This window comes from Nocardia abscessus NBRC 100374 (assembly GCF_000308455.1).
GTDB classification, from domain to species: domain Bacteria; phylum Actinomycetota; class Actinomycetes; order Mycobacteriales; family Mycobacteriaceae; genus Nocardia; species Nocardia abscessus.
Genome location: NZ_BAFP01000239.1, coordinates 1 through 2,961 on the forward strand (window position 1 = coordinate 1; position 2,961 = coordinate 2,961).

At 68.3% G+C, this 2,961-nt stretch carries 3 protein-coding genes; 2 read left to right on the forward strand and 1 reads right to left on the reverse strand.

Annotated elements, in window-relative coordinates; translation table 11 throughout:
• Nucleotides 1-301: 301 nt before the first annotated feature.
• The gene (locus ON19_RS30985; RefSeq protein ID WP_043700886.1) at nt 302-1,087 is read right to left on the reverse strand and encodes an enoyl-CoA hydratase; all 786 of its coding nucleotides are present in this window, start codon (nt 1,085-1,087) and stop codon (nt 302-304) included.
• A gap of 274 nt (nt 1,088-1,361) precedes the next feature.
• On the opposite strand from ON19_RS30985, the gene ON19_RS30990 reads away from it, so the two are divergent.
• Together ON19_RS30990 and ON19_RS30995 are read left to right on the forward strand one after the other, a co-directional pair.
• The gene (locus ON19_RS30990; RefSeq protein WP_043700881.1) at nt 1,362-2,015 is read left to right on the forward strand and encodes a TetR/AcrR family transcriptional regulator; all 654 of its coding nucleotides are present in this window, start codon (nt 1,362-1,364) and stop codon (nt 2,013-2,015) included.
• A 44-nt stretch (nt 2,016-2,059) separates the two neighbouring features.
• Nucleotides 2,060-2,875, forward strand: a complete 816-nt coding sequence (locus tag ON19_RS30995; RefSeq protein ID WP_043700884.1) for an acyl-CoA thioesterase — start codon at nt 2,060-2,062, stop codon at nt 2,873-2,875.
• Nucleotides 2,876-2,961: the final 86 nt, after the last annotated feature.

The following is a 2,961-nucleotide window of genomic DNA, read 5'->3' on the forward strand; positions in this document are numbered from 1 at the left end:
CGCTGGTCGCCGCGACGGCCGACGTGCTCGACGCGGAGCTGGTCGATTCGTCGTCACCGCAGCCGGTCAGCACCGCGGCCGCGACGACCGCCAGGCCACAACAGGCCACAGTCTTGCGAAGGATGGAATCGCGCATGGAAGTCCTCGTTTTCGGAAAAGGGAACAGCGAGGGCGCCGGGCGCGCACGCGCCCGATCGCCGGTTGATCGCACGGTCACGGTGTCCCTTTTCGAGGCGGCATGGGCCGTGCGAATACTGCCGGAGCGCTCCGGCAGACGATGACGCCGGTGACTACACCGGATCTACTTCATGTTGGCCTTCATGTCGTCCAGCCGGACCAGGATCGGGAAGCCGTTGACGCTCAGGGCGTTGCCGTGACCGGTCTGGTGCACGTCGAAGACGGACTGGATCGCGGCGTAGAAACCCTGCACGTCCAGCGTCTGGTTGACCGCGCGCTTGGCCTGGCGCAGCCCGAACGGCGGCATCGTCGCGATCTGCGCGGCCAGTTCCCTGGACTGGGAGTCCAGTTCCGCGCGCGGCACCACCTTGTTCACCATGCCGACCTGCCTGGCCTCCTCCGCGGTCACCGGCCGGCCGGTGAACAGGATCTCCTTCGCCTTGCGCGGGCCGAGTTCCCAGGTGTGTCCGTGGTATTCGACGCCGCCGATGCCCATGAGCACCACCGGGTCGGAGAACAGCGCGTCCTCGGCGGCCACGATGAGGTCGCACGGCCAGCACAGCAGCAGGCCGCCCGCGATGCACCGTCCCTGCACCGCCGCGATGGACGGCTTCGGCACGTTGCGCCAGCGCAGCGAGTACTCGAGGTAGCGGCGCGACTCGAGTTTGTAGATGCGGTCGAGGGTGATCTTGCTCGGGTCCGGCCACGACTTGTCCTTCAGATCGTGTCCGGCCGAGAAGTGCTTTCCCTCCGCCCGCAGCAGGATGACCGCGACGTCGTCGTCCTCCGCGGCGCGAACCCACGCCGCGTCGAGCTGATCGAGCAGCTCGCCGTTCTGCGCGTTGGCCGCCTCGGGCCGGTCGAGGGTGATGGTGGCGATCCGGTCGGCGACCTCATAGCGGATGTACAAATCGAGCTCCTCGAGTCCGGGACAGACCGGGCGCGCGCCCGGCGCCGATGGCACGCCGAAGAGCGGGCAGGCCGGCCGGAGCGGTGTGCGCGAACATCACGGCTTGCCTCCTTTCCGCGCCGACGCGTGATCGGGTGCGAGAATAACATTCTCGGAACCGGAAAGGGTAGTCTCGTAGATAGCGCGGACACGGTGACCCAAGGACCCGATGACACACCGTTCTCCGGTACAGTGCATCCATGTTCTCTTCACATGACCGAGGACCGAGGCGCCCGTGACCAGCCCGAGCGAGAAACCGGCCTGGAAGCAGCGCGCCGTGGAGCGCTCCCTACGTACCGCGAAATTGCGCGCCGAAGAGCGCGTTCAGCGGTTCCTCGACGCCGCCCAGGCCATCATCACCGAGAAGGGCAGCACGGATTTCACCGTGCAGGAGGTCGTCGACCGCTCACGGCAATCCCTGCGCAGCTTCTACTTGCAGTTCGACGGCAAGCACGAACTGCTGCTCGCCCTGTTCGAGGACGCGCTGAGCCGCACCTCCGACCAGCTGCGCGCGGCCGCGGACGGCCAGACCGACCCGCTGGACAAACTTCAGGTCGCCGTCGAGCTGCTGTTCGAATTGTGCCGGCCGGACCCGTCGGCGCAGCGTCCGCTGTTCACCGATTTCGCTCCGCAGCTGCTGATCTCACACCCCGACCACGTGAAGGTCGCGCACGCGCCGATGCTGGCGCTGTTCACCGAGCTGATGGATCTCGCCAAGGAGGCGGGGCAGCTGCGGCCCGAGGTCAACTCGCGCCGGACCGCGGCGATGGTCATGCAGACCGTCATGTTCACCGCGCAATCCGCGGGAGCGTCCGACGACGAGACGCAGCATCCGATCACCGCGTCCGAAGTATGGAACTTCTGCGCGCACGGCTTCGCGCGGGGATGAGAACAGTATTCTCCTAGTGGAGAATTTGACTTACACTCGGGTTCATGCCCGATCTGTGGAGTGATCTCGTCTCTTGCCTCGACTTGTCCGCGACGCCGGCCGGCGACGACGCCGACGCCCGCTTCGAGGGCCGCAACCTGCGGTTGGCCTACAGCCGGGTGTTCGGTGGGCAATTGCTGGGCCAGTTCGTCCGCGCGGCCGCCGCCGGCGTCCCGGACAAGTCGATCAAGTCCCTGCACGCGGTCTTCGTGCGCGAGGGCCGCACCGACGAGCCGATCCGGTATCGGGTCCACCGCCACCACGCGGGCCGCTCCTTCGCCACGCTGTCGCTGGTCGCCGAGCAGTCCCGTGGAGTCGTGGCGACGGCCTCGGTCTCGCTGCATGCCGAAGAGGAGGGGCCGCACCGGCAGACCGTCGCGGCGGCGCCCCCACTGCTGTCCGCCGAGCACAAGGCGGAGTGGGACCTGCTGCCCTGGGAGACTCGCGCCGCCGTGGACCTGGACGATCTCGGCACCGCCGCACCGGATTTCGAGTTCTGGATGCGCACTCCGGCGGTCGATCCGGCGCTGGCGCCCGCCCTGGCCGCCTATGCCACCGACCTCACGCTCATCGGCACCGCGCTGCTGCCGCTGGAAGGGTACGCGCAGAGCGGTAACGGCACCGCGTTCGTGTCGGCCGTCACCTCGCACACCCTCTGGTTCCATCGCCGCTTCCGCACCGACGAATGGCTGCTGCTGCGCCAGCACAGTCCGCTGCTCGCGCAGGCCCGCGCCTACGGCCGCGGCGACATCCTCACCGAGGACGGCACGTTGGTGGCCTCCTACGCCCAAGAAGCGATGGTGCGTATCCCCCAGGACTGACAACGGGCCTCACCCCGACCGTGGCAGCAGTCGCTCGGCCGCGCTGTAGGCGTCGCATTCGCCCGCGGCCACGGCTGCCGCCAGCC

Bases quoted from the DNA above. Each gene is read 5' to 3' on its own strand.
- ON19_RS30995 (WP_043700884.1), top strand. From the start codon at position 2,060: ATGCCCGATCTGTGGAGTGATCTCGTCTCTTGCCTCGACTTGTCCGCG.